This is a genomic window from Muricauda brasiliensis, assembly GCF_003057865.1.
Taxonomy (GTDB): Bacteria; Bacteroidota; Bacteroidia; order Flavobacteriales; family Flavobacteriaceae; genus Flagellimonas; species Flagellimonas chongwuensis.
Window position 1 is genome coordinate 220,991 of the sequence record NZ_QBTW01000003.1, and the last position, 15,641, is coordinate 236,631.

The window sequence follows — 15,641 nt, forward strand, 5'->3', positions numbered from 1 at the left end:
AATTGATAGTTTTACCTACAGCCTTGGCTATTGATTTACCCAAAATGAAGCCCGGTTTACATTTGTGAACCGGGCTTCTGATTTTTAAACGAAGGTGTTTAATTACTGGTTGCCAAATAGGTTATGACATCAAAAAGTATCGGGTTCTTAAAAATATTGTTCCAGTTGATTATAATACGTTTACTCTCCAAAAAGCGGAGTGCATAATTACTTCCCAAACCTGCTCCACCATGTCCCACTGCTCTAGCGGTTGTTTCGCCATCAAAAGGTAATTCCATAATACTAAAACCATATCCATAGGGATCTTGATGTGGCGGAGGCCAAGCATCTTCAGGAACTTCATTCGGAAAGGAGTGTGGGGTAAATGCTAGCTCCCACATAGTTTTTGACAACAATGTATCAGAACCAAGGGCCATCATAAAAGTATGCATATCGTCCATGGTGGAAACTTCGGCACCGTCACCTCCGTAGATGACCACATCGTCTTCTTGATAAATAGTGCCATCTTGTAAAAAGTACTGTGGCAATTCATCAAGATCATATGTATAAATCATGGAAGTGTTCCGCATTCCAAGTGGTTCAAAAATTCGCTCTTGCATAACTTCTTGCAGCGATTTCCCACGGTTATTTTCTATGATTGCACCTAAAAGCATATAGCCTGAATTACTATAGTTGAATTTGGAACCGGGTTCAAACTTTAAATCCATTTTGCCAATTTCCGCAAACATTTGATCTCGTGTCAAATTATAGGGAAGTTGCCCTGCCATTTGTAATAATCCATAATCCCGTATTCCTGAGCGGTGTGCCAAAAGATGGTGCAGCGTAATGTCTTTGACTCTCTTGTGCTGAAATTCAGGGAGCATATCACTTAGTTTATCCTCAAAGTCTAGTTTTCCCTCTTCTACAAGCTGTAAAATAAGTATCGATGTAAACATTTTACCCATACTGTTGATGGTAAACTTCTCGTCAACGGTCAAAGCGGTGTGCTGGTCTATATTGGCCAGTCCCCAAGCATCTCGATAAAGGATATCTTGACCTTCCGCCACTAGAACCCCTCCATGCAGGGTGCCATTGACATATAACTTTCCAATGAGGTTGGAGAGTCCCTCTACTTTGTCTTTTTGTTGACCTATCGAATACTGAATGCAAATTATCGCAAAGTTCAAAAAGAGAATTATGGATGTTTTGGTTTTCATATATTGATTTCCTGTTGTTTGATGCCGTCCAAGGTATGGGGTTCTGAAATCCTATAATTGTAAAAATCCGAACTGTCTGATTTTAAACGTAAAAACTCAGAAGGGGAGATGCCCCCGAATTCTTTAAAATCCTTGATAAAGTGGGCCTGGTCAAAGTAACCACAGGTATATGAGGTCTCTGTTAAAGAATTTTCGTAATCGTTCAGGAGTAACTGGGCCGCCTTATTAAAGCGAATAATTTTTCGGTAATAAACTGGACTCATCCCAATATGCTTTTTGAACAACTTTTGGAGACCTCTATTTGAAATGCAAAGGGATTGACTCAAAGCATCAATGGAAATGGAGTGTTCGGAATTCAAAAGTTGTAATGCGTAGGGGAGTCGGGGGTCTACTTCCGGCAGTCCTATTTTTCGGCTAACAAACCTCTCCAAAACAACAAACTTTTCTCCAATGGTTTCACATTCCTTCAACTGGGAGGAGATACGTTCGATATCACTTGTTGTGAATATAATGTCGAGATTGCTCAAGGTGTCCAATAGCTCGAAAGCGGGTATTTTTTTAAGATAGGAAAGTCCGAAACTGCTAAACTGAACCGTCATGAATTTCATCCCAACATAAGGTTTAAAAAATACCGTGGTACTGCAAGAGGTATAAATAGAATTGGAAGATGATGTTCGGTTAACGAGTATGTCCTCGTCCAAAGAGAATAGCATATTGGTAGTGGCGTTTGGAAATATAGCGGTTCTACCTTCCAATATGTCTTCTCGGGTCAACTCCACATAGGTCATAAACTGTACTACTTGCGAAAGTGCTGGGTTTTTGGGTATGTGTAACCGTTGGATCATTTAGGAGCGTGTTTTACTCAACAATGGTTGAGTCTGGAGCCTGACTTGGCATCGGAAGCTCGGTTACCGGGGCATCCCAGACCACTTTCCATTCTCCTTCCACTTTTTCCCAGAGCACCATATAGTTGCCCTTGTCCTCCATTGCGGGTATGGGAGAGGTTTCTTTTGGGGTAAATGTCATGGTGTATTTCCCGTATTCGGTGGCTAAGTCACCACTGGCCTTTACTTCTTGTGTGTTGAGGTCGAATTCCCATTTTCCAAATTGAATATTTTGCTTCCAAGCGGCCTTGTAGTTTTCAACTCCGACAACGGCTGGCTGATTGGGCATAAACTGAATGCTGTTATCGGCAAAATGCGCAGCAGCGGAGTCAATCATTCCAGAAGCATAGTACTCTTGGATTTTTTCATTTTTCTCCTCAATGATTTTTTGAATTTGTGCTGAATACTCTTTACCTGATTTGGCCTCAGGAGCAGGTTGCTCACAACTTGCTGCAAAAACAATGGTCAGTACTGCTATGATACTACGTACAAATTGATTTTTCATAATGATATAGTTGATGGGTTATTACGCATTTTTATGTGCGGGGGAACTATATCAAATACTTCTTAAAATTTACTCGTCCTCTTTATATTTATCAAACCAAGCCAATACAGCTGCAATTTTTGCAATCAAGTTGCTGGGTTTATTGGCAATACCGTGTCCGGCACCAGGGATTCGGACCATGGCCGTTTCCACATTTTCCAACTTTAGGGCTGCGTAAAACTGTTCGGATTCCGCTATTGGGGTTCTGTAATCTTCTTCTCCCGTTAAAAGCATGGTGGGAGTGGTTACATTGCCAACATAGGTGAGGGGAGAGCGTCTGATATAATTTTCTGGGTCTTCCCAAGGTTTTTTACCAAACCAATATTTGGAGAAAAACTGAACTCCATCAGCATACAGTACAAAGCTCGTCCAGTTAATTACGGGTTTGGCAACTACAGCCGCCTTAAATCGGTCTGTTTTGCCCACAATCCATGCAGTAAGCACACCGCCACCTGAACCACCGGTAACGAACAAGTTCTTTTCATCCACGTAGCCTTTTTCCAAAAGAGCGTCTACGCCGGACATTAAATCTTCATAATCGTGGTTGGGGTAATCATGATGGATGAGATTTCCAAATTCCTCGCCATAACTGGTACTGCCACGAGGATTGGTGTAGAGTACCACGTAGCCTTCGGCAGCATATGCCTGTATTTCGGCCGAATAGACCGCACCGTAGCTGGTGAATGGTCCACCGTGGATTTCAAGAATCATTGGATATTTTTTCGATGGGTCGAAATCGGGTGGAGTTACGACCCAGCCTTGGATTTTTCGTTGATCGTATGATGATTCCCACCACATTTCTTCCACATTGCCCAATTTCTTGAAGGAGAAAAGGTCTTCGTTAACGTTGGTGAGCCTTTTGGTGGTTTTGGTGTCTGCTGCTGCCAAGTCCGATGGATGACTGGTATCGCCCATGGTATAGGCAAATTTATTGTTGATTGAAGCGGAGAAGCTAGCGCCATTATAAGGTCTTCCCAGGGAAAGCCCCCCTAATCCATCAGTAATTTCATCTACCTTTCCTGATAGGGACATGGTGCCCAACTTGCCCATACCTTGGTCGGTATAGCTAAAATAAAGCCCATTGCCTTTGCTGTTCCACGCCATATCCTCCACATCGCGGTCAAAATCACCAGATATAAGTTGAGAATCCGAGCCATCGGTATCCATAACATACAAACGGGTAACTTGATAGCCTTGCAGACGGTCGTCATAGCCGAGATATGCGATTTTGGAACCATCTGGAGACAGAACTGGATGCGAATCGGGGCCGTAACGCTCTGTAAGGGCAGTAGTATCGCCAGTATTTACGTTAATCGAGTAGATTTCACTATCCGCGGGTTCAAATTCTTCATCTTTATGGAAGTTGGCACTAAAAAACAAATGGTTACCATCTTTTGCCCAAATAGGCCCGCCGTGGTCAAACTCGGAGAAAGTGAGCTGTTTTGGGGTTCCTCCGCTTATGGGCAAAGTAAACAATTGAGAGCTGCCGCCTTTGTAATATCCAGCGCCATCGCCACGATAATTCATTTTATCGATGTACTTTGGTGGGTCGTTCCATTTGGCGCCTTCCGGCTTTCCAGGCATTTTTATGATGGATTTATTAGCTTCGGGCACAAACATGTTAAAGGCCAAGAATTTATCATCGTGCGACCATGAGACGGAGCCGGGTGACTGTGGTGTATTGGTGAGCGCCATAGTTTCCTTTGTGTCCAGCCACATGAGGTAGAGCTTCATTTTATCGTCCGCCATATTGGATTTGAAAACAATCTTTTTGCCATCATGGGACCATTTTGGCGAAAAATCGTTGTGGTTCCCTGTGGTTAATGGCCGATTGTTGGAGCCATCAAAATTGATGATCCAGAGGTTGGACAGATTGCGGTCTGTCATCACATCCTTAAAGTTTCTAACATAGATGATTTTGGACCCATCTGGAGAAATCTGAGGGTCTGTCACTTGCTCCATGTTGAAGATGTCCAACAATTCCAGATTGGATTGCACTTGACCGAATCCTGTATAGCAAATGGCTACGCACAAAAATGATGCAGCGAGTAAATTTTTCATGAGGTTGGTTAATTAGTTTCCTAAAAATAAGCAAATTATCCCTAGTTGAAACATAACCCTCAAAAAGTAGTAAGATTCAATAGGTGGTGGTCATGTTATAATCCACACAAATAACAAAGTCAGCAATACTTTTGTTTTCATCTTCCAGGGTGTGCACATCCTCTTGCATAACCGTTGAGATGGTTCCGTAATTCAATTGGGGTCGGTGCAATTGTAAATACCAAAGAACTCCCTCATAATCATTTGAATGGTAGGCGCCATTAAAATGAAGGAACAAGGAACCTTCCCTATAATTTTGAAGAATAAAGTGGGACATGGTAGCATCTTTAATAGCCTGTGCCATTACCAAGGTCGGGCTTCCGTGGTCGCCCATCATTTTTAGGATGTTTTGATACCCTGGCAATTCAGGCTCATAAGCAATGGGCAAAGGTGCGATCCATTTCTTTTCTTGCGCAGGGAGTGAATCCAAGGCTCCAAAACCACCTTTGTACACCATACTGGCGTAGCGTCTGGGAACATTGGAGGCCACAAAAACCAAACTACTGTCCTTGGCGAAGTCGACCAGTGGGGCATAATCGGTCTTGTGGTTGTTCCAGAGTCGCGCGGTGGAATCCAAGGCTTTGTAGTCTATTTTACCCGATAAATAATCGTTGAGCTCATCTTGATTGTCGGCTTCGATCATTTCAGCACCGAGAATGAGTTTTCGTTTGGAATGCAGATCGGCTGTAAGTTCATATTGCAACCAATGGGCGATGGGATTGTTGTGCAACTCCCCGAAGAGTACTATATCCTTTTTCTCCAAGGTCTTGAGCATTTTTTTGTACGAGACCTTTTTCCCCTTTGCATTATAAATCACATAGGGTTCTTTTTGGGCCGATGCGGTCAGAAAGCTCAGGCAAAATGAAAATAATAGAACCGTTTTTCTCATTTCCACCATCCTTTTTGTTTTCTGATATACACAATTTGACCTGTATGATAACCTGTATGGGCACTCATATTGGTGATTTCCTCCGCCCAGTCTTGAATTTTGATAAGGTCAGCTTGCTCTACGGCAGTTTCCCATTCCGTTTGGATGCTATCCAGTCGCTTCAAGGTTATTGACCACTCTTCTTCGGTTGGGACTTGAAAAGTTTCATCATTCTTGACTGCTTTATCAGAAACTTCAAGATTATTGAAAGATTTTAGGTTCATCTCGTTCCAAAACGTTACGTGGGTGACCAGTTCTGCGATGGAATGATTAGCGGTACTATCCTGCCAAATTGCTTGTTCGTAAGTCAATCCTTTAAGCGCAGTTTCCGTAGGGGCAAACCATTCTTGGGTATTGTGGGTGTTTTTCAATTGGGATAATATAATTTCCCTGATGTTTTCATCATTCTTATTTTGAGCACAGGAGATGAAAACGCCGATTACCAATATAAACACCCAACTTTTTACGGACATATCATATTATAACGATGATTACTTTCCCCACTCGGTATGAAAAATACCCTCGCGATCCAAACGCTCATACGTGTGCGAACCAAAATAATCGCGTTGTGCCTGAATCAAGTTTAGGGGCAAACGGCTGCTTGTGTACGCATCAAAATAAGTAAGTGCATTGGAGAGACCTGGCAGTGGAATCCCATTGGAAGCGCCATAACTCACCAACTCCCTTGCAGCATCAACAGTGCTCTTTACCTTGTCTACAAAAGATGGGGAGAGCAATAAGTTCTGCAAGTCGTTTTCCGCTTGGTAGGCATCTGTAATATCGGCCAATAGGGCGGCACGGATAATACAGCCTGCACGCCATATTTTGGCAATTTCGCCCAGTTTCAGCTCATAACCATATTCTTTGGAGGCATCGGCCAACTGGTGCATGCCCTGTGCATAGGTAATAATGAAGGCAAAATATAAGGACTGTTCCGCTTTGGATGTAAAATCAGCCTTGTCCACGACGGTTGGGGTAGGGCGGTCATACAATTCGTCGGCCTTGATACGTTCATCCTTTAGTGCGGATATTTCGCGCATGCTCACCGCCATATCGATGGTTGGCACGGGAATTCCGAGGTCCATGGCATTTTGGGAGGTCCATTTTCCGGTTCCCTTTTGTTTGGCCTTGTCCAGAATCATATCCACGAGGTCGCCATCGGTAAGGTCATCTTTTTGTTCAAAGATTTCGGAGGTGATTTCCACCAAAAAGGATTGCAATCGACCTTCATTCCAGTTGGAAAATGTTTTATGGAGCTCATCATTGGTAAGTCCACCTGCTTTTTTCAGGATGTCGTAAATCTCGGAAGTCAACTGCATCAAACCGTATTCGATACCATTGTGCACCATTTTTACGTAATTTCCGGCAGATTTCGGTCCTAAATAGGCCACACATGGTTCCCCTTTATATTTTGCAGAAACCGCTTCAAAAATTGGTTTAACGTGTTGATAGGCCTCTTTTGAGCCACCGGGCATGATGCTTGGTCCTTTTCTGGCTCCTTCTGCACCGCCTGAAACACCTGCTCCAAAAAAGTTGATGCCTTTTTCCTTTAAGTAAGCCTCACGTCTGTCCGTATCGGTATAAAAGGAATTTCCTCCATCAATGATGATATCCCCCTTATCCAAATGCGGTAATAAGCCTTCGATGACGCTGTCCACAATTTTGCCTGCAGGTACCAATAACATTATTTTTCGGGGAGTTGTTAACGACTGAACAAAGGTTTTAACATCGGAAGAGGCATTCACTTTATCGGTATTGCCCCCTTCTTTGATCAAAGCGTCCACTTTTTCTTTATCCAAATCGTTTCCGAATGCAGAAAATCCATTATCGGCTACATTCAAAATAAAATTACGTCCCATTACTCCAAGGCCCACAAGGCCAAAATCATACGTGTCTGCCATTCTATATTTTTTCTTCTTCTTAGGTGTTAAGACATCACTAAGGTTGATGTTTATTGAATTAGGAACCTAAAATAAACCTTATATTCGTCATGCTCAAAAATATTGACATCATATTAAAGTGAATTTGTCAACGAGAACAAAACTTGCCAGAAAAGAAAAAATACTATGAAAAAGACCGATAATCAAATGCTCGTGATTTTTGGGGCGTCGGGTGATTTGACTGCTAGAAAATTAATTCCTTCATTGTTTAACCTATACTTGGCCAATCAATTGCCAGAAAACTTTGCGGTGCTTGGTGTAAGTCGTAGCGATATGTCCGATGAGACATTTAGGGACAGGGTGGTGTACGAGAGCGAATATTTAACCAAAAAGATAAAGGACCTGGGCGAAGATAAGGTAAAAGGATTCGCCGAAAAGCTGTATTATGAGGACCTTGGGGATAGTTACGAGACCGATTATGGTCCGCTTAGGAAGCGTGTTGAAGCTCTAAAGGAAAAGCACAACACCTCTGGGAACATTATCTATTATTTGTCCACACCGCCTACATTGTACGAGACGGTATCGCAATGCTTGAGCGATGTCGGCATGAATACCCAAAACAATGGTTGGAAACGATTGATTGTTGAAAAACCATTCGGATATAGTTTGGAAACTGCCCAGGAATTGAACAAAGGTCTCCATAAATATTTTAAAGAACATCAAATCTATCGAATCGATCATTACTTGGGAAAAGAAACGGTACAGAACCTATTGGTGACCCGTTTTTCCAATAGTATTTTTGAACCGTTATGGAACCGAAACTATATTCAGCATGTGGAGATTACCAATGCCGAAAGTGTAGGAGTTGAAAAGCGTGGCGGTTATTACGATAAATCCGGCGCACTACGCGATATGTTCCAAAACCATTTGCTTCAGCTGGTTTCGTTGGTAGTAATGGAACCACCAATCGGAGCAGATGCGGAGGAAATCCGAAATGAAAAAGTAAAGGCCTTGAAGTCATTACGAATAATGACGGATGAGCAAGAACTTTTCGATCATACCATCAGGGCTCAATATGTAGCTTCCAAAATAGATGGGAAAGATGTAAAGGGATATAGGGAAGAAGATGGAGTGGATTCCAATTCTACTACGGAAACTTACGCAGCCATTAAATTTTTTGTTGACAACTGGCGCTGGCACGGTGTTCCGTTTTATGTTCGAACTGCTAAGCGTATGCCGACCAAAGTGACCGAGATCGTAATTCACTTTAAAAAACCGCACCATCAAATTTTTAAGGGTTCAGAAATGCAGGAAATGGATAATAAATTGATTATCCGTATCCAACCTGATGAGGGAATCCTGATTAAGTTTGGGGTAAAAGTACCAGGGCAGGGCTTCAAGGTGGAGCGTGCCAATTTGGACTTTTACTACTCGAGTTTAGCCGAAACCTATGTGATGGAAGCCTACGAACGTTTGTTGTTGGACGCCATGCAAGGCGATGCTACGTTGTATGCACGTGCCGATGAGGTAGAAGCGGCCTGGGAATTTGTAGACCCGATTTTGAACTACTGGGAAAAAGGTAAGGACGTTAGAATGTACGGTTATGCCGCAGGTGCATGGGGACCCGAAAATGCAGACGATTTAATCGAAGAGGAGGGCTATTGGAGAAACCCTTCGGAGAACTTGGCAGATGATCCAGGGTATTGTGTGATTTGCTAGTTTTTAGGAGTTAGGAAAAAATATGTCAGTTCGAGCGCCCGCCGCAGGCGGGCGGGCAGTCGAGAACAACTAATTAATTCAGAATGGATTTAAAAATATATAAGGATAAACAAGAGGTCGCCGAGCAATTTTCCAATTATTTGGTAGACCAGTTAAAAGATAAAGAAACATTTCACGTGGCCTTATCCGGAGGGAGCACCCCAAAAATTGTGTTTGATGTGCTGGCCGATAATTTTGCAGGCAAGGTGGATTGGAGCAAGGTACATTTTTATTGGGGAGACGAACGTTGTGTTCCTCCCTCCGATGATGAAAGTAACTATAAAATGACGGTGGAGCACTTGTTTTCCAAAATTGACGTTCCTGAGGAAAACATACACCGCATTTTGGGTGAAAAGGACCCAGCGAACGAAGCGATGCGATATGCGAACCTATTGGAAATAAATTTAGATAGGATAGAAGGAGTGCCCCAATTTGATTTGGTGATATTGGGCATGGGGGACGATGGACATACGGCCTCCATATTTCCACACGAAATCGATTTGTGGGATGCCAAGGACCATTGTGTGGTGGCCACTCATCCGGACTCTGGTCAAAAAAGGGTATCCATAAATGGTAAAGTTATCAATACGGCTAAAGAAGTAGCTTTTTTGGTCACCGGCGCATCCAAAGCCGAAAAGGTAGAAGCTATTGTGGATAAAACCGAAGGTTCTGACGCGTACCCGGCATCTTTGGTGAATCCGGATTCAGGAAATCTCGTTTGGTTCTTGGATGAGGAGGCTGCAGCGAAGCTTAATCAAAATCCATCTTAACGTTTTCTCCCTCTAGAAACTCAAGATATTCGTTGACTTTAAAGTTGTTCGATTCATATTTGCTATCGCGTTTAAATGCAGATTGCTTACGTTCCTTACTTCGGGCAAAACGACGGATATCTTGTTTTGTTTTTAGGATAAGACCAGGTATGGATTTGTTCTTGCCATCCTTTCCTTTGGCAACCATAGTAAAATAGGAGGAGTTACAATGTTTGACTTCTCCTGTTGTTACATTTTCAGACTCTACACGCACGCCCACGACCATTGAGGTCCTACCGGTATAATTGATGGAAGCTTTCAACGTAGCCAATTCCCCAACCTCGATAGGATTTAGAAAATCAACCCGATTTACCGAAGCTGTCACACAATAGCTTTGAGAATGTTTAGAGGCGCAGGCAAAGGCTATTTGGTCCATAAGATTAAGAATGTGTCCACCGTGCACCTTGCCACCAAAATTGGAGTGGGAGGGGAGCATGAGTTCGGTGATGGAAACCCTACTTTCTCTGGATGATTTAAATTTTTTCATATTAATTCCTAAAAATCGGTGATTTCTCTGATTTTACTTCTGTGATAAAATATTTGGTGTCGCCCAACCAAAAAAAGGTAGAGTAGCGTTCTTTATAGGTCACTTTGATGTACTGCCCTTGGAACTCTTTCATTTTTTCTATGATTTCCTGCTCACCATCTTCTACGGAGAATGAAAATACATTGGTACCCGATAATCCCTGACTGATTTGTCCTTCCCACGTTTTTACTATTACGCCTTTTCGACTGAACTTAATAAGTTCCCCGGAACGGTAACCTTCGCTATAGGGCACATAATAGATAAAGGCAAAATACCCCACAATGCCAACAACTACGGCAACTATAAAAATGGTCAGGAATTTTTTCATGGTAGCGTTTTTAGTTAAGTTCCTCAAGGTCATCATCCAATGCGCGCTTGAGCAGTTTATCGTCTATACTCTTACTGGCCTTGGCTCCCAAGGATTTTAATTTTTCCACCCGTTTGATGAGGTTGCCACGCCCTGTTAGCTTTTTCATTGTGCTCTGGTAGGTGTTTTGTACCGTTCCGATTTGATTACCGATCTTTAAAAGTTCATCGGTCAAATTGGTAAAAGAATCGTACAATTTGCCAGCTTCGGTGGCAATTTCAATGGCAAATCGCTTTTGTTTGTCGTTTTTCCAAAGGTTGTCCACCAACTTTAAGGCCGCCAACAGTGTGGATGGAGTCACGATGATCACATCCTTCACAAAGGCATCCTCGTACAGATTGGGCTCAAAGGCCGAAGCGATTGCAAAAGCAGGCTCTGTTGGAATGAACATAAAAACGGTATCCGGGCTTTCGTCAATCAAAAGCTGATAGTTTTTCTTGCTCAACTCTTCTACGTGCCTTTTAATGGAATCGATATGTTGCTTCAAGTAGATTTCCCGTTGTTTCTCGTCTTCTTCCGATACATATCGTTCAAAATGAACAATGGACACCTTGCTATCCACGATCATTTTCTTACCATCCGGTAAATGAATCAGCACATCGGTTTGGTATCGTTTTCCATCCTCGTCCTTAAAACTGTCCTGTAGCGTGTATTCTCTATCTTTGGTGAGCCCGGATTTCTCTAAAATGCGGGTCAAGATTACTTCGCCCCAATTCCCCTGTATTTTTGAGTCTCCTTTTAAGGCCTTGGTCAGGTTTTCGGCCTCTTGGGTAATTTTAAGGTTCTGGCTGCGTAAATCAAGTAATTGTTGTTTTAAGGCAGCGTGCAGACCAAAGTTTTCCTGCTGGGATTTCACCACTTTTTCCTCAAACTCTTTAATTTTTTTATTGAGGGGGTCCAGGATGTTGTCAATGTTTTCTTTGTTGCTCTTGGTGAACTTTTCACTCTTCTCGTCAAGAATCTTATTCGCTAGGTTCTCAAATTCTTTGGTGAACTTTTCCTGAAGTTTTTCCAGTTCTTGTTTTTGTTCCAGCAGTTTTTCTTCCAGGTTGTCAGATTTGGATTCTTCACGGGCAAGGGCAACTTCCAGCTCTGATTTTTTGGCTTGAACCTCCTTTAATTCCTCCTTTAAAGCACCTTCCACTTCTTTGGATTTGATTTCCCTGTCTTGCCAGACACTCTCGGTAGACTTGGTTTTCAGTTTTTGAATATACACCCCCACAAAGAGCCCAATGGCCAATGTGATGATGAAGCCTATAATAATGTAGATAAGTTCTGCGCCCATTAAAAATTTTCTGAAGGATAAAGATAACGGATTCCGATTGATGCCGAAATGGAAAGTGTACTTACTTATTCACTTTAAAAGTTCCCGTTTCATGGTCAAATTGTACCATTTCCGAAGGAAATAACGTATCAAAGTGTTTTTGTTCAATAAGTTGACAAGGGTCTCCGAAGGGATGGTCCTTTCCGTCCAAAATCAATATTCGGTCACATAACTGAATGGCCAATTCAATTTCGTGGGAGGTGAACAGGATGGTCTTTTGTTTGTGGTGCGCCAGTTCTTGAAGCATTTTTAAAATCTGCACTTTGTGGTACAAATCCAAATGCGTGGTGGGTTCATCCAACAGAATCAATGAAGTGTCCTGTGCCATTGCTCGTGCCACCAAAACCCGTTGTAGCTGTCCATCACTAAGTTCGTGGCATTTGTTGTTTCGGAGTTCGTTCAGTAAAAAGGCATCCAAGCTCGCCTGAATTTGTTGTTTGTCCTTTCTGTTTATAGTACCCAACCAATTGGTATAAGGCTGACGTCCCAACGCAATCAATTCTTGTACCGTGAGATTTTTGGAAGCAGGGGGTTCTGTCAAAACCACACTGAGTTCTTTGGATAAGGTTGCCGAGGTATATTTTTCCAGTGGTTTGTCATTTAAGATTATATCTCCTGAAAGTTTGGTTTGGAATCCGCCCAATGTCCGGAGCAAGGTTGATTTCCCGATACCGTTAACACCAACAACACCGCAGAGCATTCCAGCCTCCAAATCAAAATTGATGTTTTTTGCAACAGTTTTAGTACCGTAACCAATGGATACATCGCTAATGGACAATATATTTTTCCCTGTTTTTGCCATTAGAACATCATTTTACGTTTACGGACCAAAAGCCATATCACCACAGGAGCCCCAACCAAGGATGTGATTGCGTTTATGGGCAAAACACTGGCAGAGTTGGGCAGTTGCGCCAAAGTATCGCACAGCAGCATTAAAATGGCGCCGTAGAGCATTACAGCGGGAATCAATACTTTATGTTCCATGGTATCAAAAATCTGTCTGGTCAAATGGGGTACGGCCAAGCCTACAAAAGCAATGGGTCCAGCAAATGCCGTGATTCCGCCAGCCAATAACCCTGTTGCGATGATAATGGTCATTCTGGATTTTTTCAAGGATACCCCTAGGCTTTGGGCATAATTCTCGCCCAAAAGAAAAGCGTTCAACGATTTTATGGAGACAATACTTAACAAAATACCCACAGTTACGATGCTTCCCAACAAAAGCAGTTGGTTTACGGATAGATTGCCGACGCTTCCGAAGGACCAAAAATTGAACCGTTGTAAATCCTCAGCACTGGAAAAATAGGCAAGAACGCTCACGATTGCTGAGGTTATACTACCGAACATCAACCCAATAATAAGCAGGGCCATGGTGTCCTTAACCCGTTGGGCCACAATCATAACTGTCAAGAGCACCAAAAAACTACCTATGCTTGCAGCCATCGAAAGGGTGATGTCTCCCAAAAATGATAAGGAAGTGTACCCTGCAAAAATAGAGGTGCCCATCAAAAGAATAGCGGCACCTAAACTTGCCCCCGAACTGATTCCCAATACAAACGGACCTGCCAAGGGATTCCGGAACAGGGTTTGCATTAAAAGTCCGCTCAGCGAAAGTCCGGCTCCGACCAAAATGGAGGTAAACGCTTTTGGTACCCGATAATCCCATATGATGTATTCCCAAGAAGCAATTTCCGGAGTTTCTCCCAACAAGGTGGACATTGTATCTGGAAAAGGTATGGTGACCGACCCCGAACTTATGTTCAAAAGCAACGAACATAGCAAGGCCAGCAACATCAGTATAAAAGAGAACCGATATGTTCTGGAACCTTGCATTTACGGTAACGGTTTAATGAATTGCAGTTCGTGTTTGGGCAATACTTCCGGATGTAATATTTTGATAAGGTCTCTTAACACCAAATCGGGGCGGTGAGGAGCCAACTCGTAAAAAATGAGTCCTCCAGTTTCGCCTTTGTCAATGGCATTGGAGTAGACGCTTTTGTTTTTATAGGCATCGAACTCTTGGTGATGTGGATTGGCCTCGGCCAATTCGGTGTAAGTGGTCACTGCAGATGGATTGAACCAAAATTCAGCACCTTGCGCCTTCTCCAAAACCGATTCCAAACTGAGCCCTATGCTGCCCGTTTCAGTATTGTTGGCCCAGAGATAATCGGAATTGGCATCGTCTAAAAACTTGGCCATCCAACTTTTGCCACCAGCTACGTACCAAACATCTTTGTATAATCCGCCAGTTAAAACAGTTGGTTTGCTTTGTGCCTTTTGGGCGATTTCTTTGGCCTTTTGATATGATGATGCAACGGATGCAAAAATACTATCGCCCAAGGCTTCTTTTTCAAAGAAAGGCGCGAAGAACTTTATCCATTCCGCTTTTCCCAGGGGGGTGTGTTCCACCCAGTCACCGTTGTAGACTACTGGTGTTCCCGATTTCTTGATGATTTCGTAGGCATTATTCTCATTATTGATGCTAAACCCTACGATGAGTTCCGGCTTCAAGGCGAGCACTATTTCGGTATTGAGCATATCGTTCATGCCCAAATTTTGGATTTGCCCACTTTCTACCAGTTCTCGAGCCTCCGGGGAAGAAATGTAATCCGTATTGGGAAAACCGACCACAGTGTTCAGTTCGCCGAGCTGTAGCAACGGTTGAATATGTGTAGTGGAGGTGAGCACCACTTTTTCTATCGGTGTTCCGATAATGGCATCATAGGCATCCCTTGGAAAGGACATTGTCGCCAATTTTTCCTTTGGTACCAGTGCATATTTGAAACTGTCCGAACCTGGCCAAGCATTGGAGACTTCAATAATGGTGATATCACCTTCATGTTGTACGGTAAAACCGGTTGCATGTGCAATACTTGAGGCTTGTTCTTGGTTTTGAACCGGTTGCTTTTTTTCTACTTGTTTGCACCCCATTAAAACAACCAGAAGAAGGCTCAGGAATAAAATTGACCGTTGTTTTTTTGCCATGAGTCAAAAGTAAGATTATTTAATTTTTGCGGAAAAAGATTAAACAGATTGATTAGTTTTGACCCCGAATTTTGGTTCGCACGGAGTTTTCGTGGGATTAAAAGGGAATCCGGTGCAATACCGGAGCTGTTCCCGCAACTGTAAATGTATGCCAAACTGGTTTTGGCACCTCGTAAAGAAAGAGGGTGTTGCTTTTCTACATGCCCACTGTTCAATTTGTTGAATGGGAAGGGCGAGCAACAATACAAAAGCCAGGAGACCTGCCATATTCAAACAATCAATGTTAAACTTTCGGGATAAAAGTTTACGTATGGGCATCATACTATTCTCCCGTTTATTC

The 15,641-nt window shown here is 42.8% G+C and carries 15 protein-coding genes and 1 riboswitch; of the genes, 2 read left to right on the top strand and 13 right to left on the bottom strand.

Annotated features, from left to right (window positions below; genetic code table 11):
• Nucleotides 1-98: 98 nt before the first annotated feature.
• The 7 genes from DCK90_RS02710 to gndA all read right to left on the bottom strand — a co-directional run bounded on the left by DCK90_RS02710 (nucleotide 99) and on the right by gndA (nucleotide 7,553).
• Nucleotides 99-1,196: a serine hydrolase domain-containing protein gene (locus DCK90_RS02710; protein ID WP_108244636.1), complete on the bottom strand. Its 1,098-nt coding sequence runs from the start codon at nucleotides 1,194-1,196 to the stop codon at nucleotides 99-101.
• Nucleotides 1,193-2,041, bottom strand: a complete 849-nt coding sequence (locus tag DCK90_RS02715; RefSeq protein ID WP_108244637.1) for a helix-turn-helix domain-containing protein — start codon at nucleotides 2,039-2,041, stop codon at nucleotides 1,193-1,195. The genes DCK90_RS02710 and DCK90_RS02715 overlap by 4 nt, the downstream gene beginning before the upstream one ends.
• A 13-nt stretch (nucleotides 2,042-2,054) precedes the next feature.
• Nucleotides 2,055-2,585 carry a YybH family protein gene (locus DCK90_RS02720; RefSeq protein ID WP_108244638.1) on the bottom strand — a complete coding sequence of 177 codons (531 nt, stop codon included), beginning with the start codon at nucleotides 2,583-2,585 and terminating at the stop codon, nucleotides 2,055-2,057.
• A gap of 69 nt (nucleotides 2,586-2,654) precedes the next feature.
• Nucleotides 2,655-4,685: a S9 family peptidase gene (locus DCK90_RS02725; RefSeq protein ID WP_108244639.1), complete on the bottom strand. Its 2,031-nt coding sequence runs from the start codon at nucleotides 4,683-4,685 to the stop codon at nucleotides 2,655-2,657.
• A 76-nt stretch (nucleotides 4,686-4,761) separates the two neighbouring features.
• Nucleotides 4,762-5,613 (bottom strand): ChaN family lipoprotein, encoded by an 852-nt coding sequence (locus DCK90_RS02730; RefSeq protein ID WP_108244727.1) that lies wholly within the window; start codon nucleotides 5,611-5,613, stop codon nucleotides 4,762-4,764.
• On the bottom strand, nucleotides 5,610-6,125 hold the full coding sequence (locus DCK90_RS02735; protein ID WP_108244640.1) for a DinB family protein: 516 nt from the start codon (nucleotides 6,123-6,125) through the stop codon (nucleotides 5,610-5,612). Before DCK90_RS02735 ends, DCK90_RS02730 begins: the two co-directional genes overlap by 4 nt.
• 18 nt (nucleotides 6,126-6,143) lie before the next feature.
• Entirely contained in the window at nucleotides 6,144-7,553 is a 1,410-nt protein-coding gene (gene gndA, locus DCK90_RS02740) for an NADP-dependent phosphogluconate dehydrogenase (RefSeq protein ID WP_108244641.1), read from the bottom strand.
• 165 nt (nucleotides 7,554-7,718) lie between these two features.
• Between gndA and zwf the strand changes: the two genes are divergently transcribed.
• The gene (zwf, locus tag DCK90_RS02745; protein WP_108244642.1) at nucleotides 7,719-9,251 is read left to right on the top strand and encodes a glucose-6-phosphate dehydrogenase; all 1,533 of its coding nucleotides are present in this window, start codon (nucleotides 7,719-7,721) and stop codon (nucleotides 9,249-9,251) included.
• Between the two features lie 83 nt (nucleotides 9,252-9,334).
• The gene (gene pgl, locus DCK90_RS02750) at nucleotides 9,335-10,060 is read left to right on the top strand and encodes a 6-phosphogluconolactonase (protein WP_108244643.1); all 726 of its coding nucleotides are present in this window, start codon (nucleotides 9,335-9,337) and stop codon (nucleotides 10,058-10,060) included.
• Here the strand turns inward: pgl and DCK90_RS02755 are convergent.
• The 6 genes from DCK90_RS02755 to DCK90_RS02780 all read right to left on the bottom strand — a co-directional run bounded on the left by DCK90_RS02755 (nucleotide 10,041) and on the right by DCK90_RS02780 (nucleotide 15,301).
• Entirely contained in the window at nucleotides 10,041-10,586 is a 546-nt protein-coding gene (locus tag DCK90_RS02755) for an acyl-CoA thioesterase (protein WP_108244644.1), read from the bottom strand. The genes pgl and DCK90_RS02755 overlap by 20 nt on opposite strands.
• Before the next feature lies 1 nt (nucleotide 10,587).
• The gene (locus DCK90_RS02760; protein ID WP_108244728.1) at nucleotides 10,588-10,953 is read right to left on the bottom strand and encodes a 6-phosphogluconate dehydrogenase; all 366 of its coding nucleotides are present in this window, start codon (nucleotides 10,951-10,953) and stop codon (nucleotides 10,588-10,590) included.
• Between the two features lie 10 nt (nucleotides 10,954-10,963).
• Nucleotides 10,964-12,277: a DNA recombination protein RmuC gene (rmuC, locus tag DCK90_RS02765; protein WP_108244645.1), complete on the bottom strand. Its 1,314-nt coding sequence runs from the start codon at nucleotides 12,275-12,277 to the stop codon at nucleotides 10,964-10,966.
• A gap of 61 nt (nucleotides 12,278-12,338) precedes the next feature.
• Nucleotides 12,339-13,118: an ABC transporter ATP-binding protein gene (locus DCK90_RS02770; protein WP_108244646.1), complete on the bottom strand. Its 780-nt coding sequence runs from the start codon at nucleotides 13,116-13,118 to the stop codon at nucleotides 12,339-12,341.
• Nucleotides 13,118-14,149 (bottom strand): FecCD family ABC transporter permease, encoded by a 1,032-nt coding sequence (locus DCK90_RS02775; RefSeq protein WP_108244647.1) that lies wholly within the window; start codon nucleotides 14,147-14,149, stop codon nucleotides 13,118-13,120. The genes DCK90_RS02770 and DCK90_RS02775 overlap by 1 nt, the downstream gene beginning before the upstream one ends.
• Entirely contained in the window at nucleotides 14,150-15,301 is a 1,152-nt protein-coding gene (locus DCK90_RS02780) for an ABC transporter substrate-binding protein (protein WP_108244648.1), read from the bottom strand.
• Nucleotides 15,302-15,356: 55 nt separating this feature from the next.
• Nucleotides 15,357-15,583: riboswitch (cobalamin riboswitch) on the top strand.
• Nucleotides 15,584-15,641 lie beyond the last annotated feature (58 nt).

Coding starts and splice junctions, on each gene's coding strand:
- DCK90_RS02710 (WP_108244636.1), bottom strand. CDS start 1,196: ATGAAAACCAAAACATCCATAATTCTCTTTTTGAACTTTGCGATAATT.
- DCK90_RS02715 (WP_108244637.1), bottom strand. CDS start 2,041: ATGATCCAACGGTTACACATACCCAAAAACCCAGCACTTTCGCAAGTA.
- DCK90_RS02720 (WP_108244638.1), bottom strand. CDS start 2,585: ATGAAAAATCAATTTGTACGTAGTATCATAGCAGTACTGACCATTGTT.
- DCK90_RS02725 (WP_108244639.1), bottom strand. CDS start 4,685: ATGAAAAATTTACTCGCTGCATCATTTTTGTGCGTAGCCATTTGCTAT.
- DCK90_RS02730 (WP_108244727.1), bottom strand. CDS start 5,613: ATGAGAAAAACGGTTCTATTATTTTCATTTTGCCTGAGCTTTCTGACC.
- DCK90_RS02735 (WP_108244640.1), bottom strand. CDS start 6,125: ATGTCCGTAAAAAGTTGGGTGTTTATATTGGTAATCGGCGTTTTCATC.
- gndA (WP_108244641.1), bottom strand. CDS start 7,553: ATGGCAGACACGTATGATTTTGGCCTTGTGGGCCTTGGAGTAATGGGA.
- zwf (WP_108244642.1), top strand. CDS start 7,719: ATGAAAAAGACCGATAATCAAATGCTCGTGATTTTTGGGGCGTCGGGT.
- pgl (WP_108244643.1), top strand. CDS start 9,335: ATGGATTTAAAAATATATAAGGATAAACAAGAGGTCGCCGAGCAATTT.
- DCK90_RS02755 (WP_108244644.1), bottom strand. CDS start 10,586: ATGAAAAAATTTAAATCATCCAGAGAAAGTAGGGTTTCCATCACCGAA.
- DCK90_RS02760 (WP_108244728.1), bottom strand. CDS start 10,953: ATGAAAAAATTCCTGACCATTTTTATAGTTGCCGTAGTTGTTGGCATT.
- rmuC (WP_108244645.1), bottom strand. CDS start 12,277: ATGGGCGCAGAACTTATCTACATTATTATAGGCTTCATCATCACATTG.
- DCK90_RS02770 (WP_108244646.1), bottom strand. CDS start 13,118: ATGGCAAAAACAGGGAAAAATATATTGTCCATTAGCGATGTATCCATT.
- DCK90_RS02775 (WP_108244647.1), bottom strand. CDS start 14,149: ATGCAAGGTTCCAGAACATATCGGTTCTCTTTTATACTGATGTTGCTG.
- DCK90_RS02780 (WP_108244648.1), bottom strand. CDS start 15,301: ATGGCAAAAAAACAACGGTCAATTTTATTCCTGAGCCTTCTTCTGGTT.